The sequence below is a fragment of the Virgibacillus xinjiangensis genome, assembly GCF_042643145.1.
GTDB lineage: Bacteria > Bacillota > Bacilli > Bacillales > Amphibacillaceae > Virgibacillus_O > Virgibacillus_O xinjiangensis.
In genome coordinates this window covers 1-839 of sequence record NZ_JBHRSA010000061.1, presented here as the reverse complement: position 1 = coordinate 839, position 839 = coordinate 1, and the positions used below count along the sequence as shown (strand labels likewise).

1 protein-coding gene is annotated in these 839 nt (G+C 41.4%); it reads right to left on the bottom strand.

What is annotated here, in order from left to right:
- Window positions 1–765, bottom strand: a 765-nt coding sequence (istA, locus tag ACFOGI_RS16760) for an IS21 family transposase (RefSeq protein ID WP_390275119.1), incomplete at its 3' end; no start/stop codon positions are given.
- Window positions 766–839: the final 74 nt, after the last annotated feature.

Genomic DNA, 839 nt, shown 5'->3' with positions numbered 1-839 from the left:
CAACAGAAAATTATTTCGCACATATTTCACCATGGCTTCCACATGCCCTTTTTCATTTCCTTTCCCTGGATTACAAAACTCATAGTTGAAGCCATAATGTAACACGAACCGTTCAAATGTATTGGTGAGCTCGCGCTCCCCCTTAGCCCCTATTTTCTTTACAGCTGGCGAAAGGTTATCAAACCGTATGGTATGTGGCACGCCTCCCATATAGTGAAACATACGTTGAAGACCTTCGAGTAAACACTCTGTATTTTCCGAAGGAAAAACCTGAAAATAAAAGGTATTGCTGTATGGGAATGACATCACTAAATAGGGAAGGTCAATCACTTTCGATTGATAGATGAATGGTGCTTCCCCAAAATCTACTTGGGCAGTCCCAGGTATAGATTCAAGAGGGAGAGCTGCCTCTTCCACATACGCTTTCAATTCTTTCTTTTTTTTTGAAACATAGTCACGCACACTTCTATATGAACCTGTGAAACTATGATTTTTTACTAGCTGTGTGTACATGCGCTTGGCTGTGCGGTGGTTCTTCTTTTTCTTCTTAAGGTCTTCATTGATCCACTTCTCAATGATAGGCTTGACTGGATCCATTACCGGTGAACGGCGGGTTTGCTTCTTTTTGGACTTGAATTCTTCCTGATTGGCATACTTGCTAACTGTACGTGGATCAATCTTCATGCGTCGTCCTATATCTGCGTAGGATTCACCTTTTTGATTGGCTTCATATCTGATATAATTAATTTCAGTCACTGCTAACATCTCCTAATAGCCTCCTGTCGAACGTTGTTGGTCCAACGAGGAGTTTAAAGTTATTGGGAGTGATTGGCAAGTGA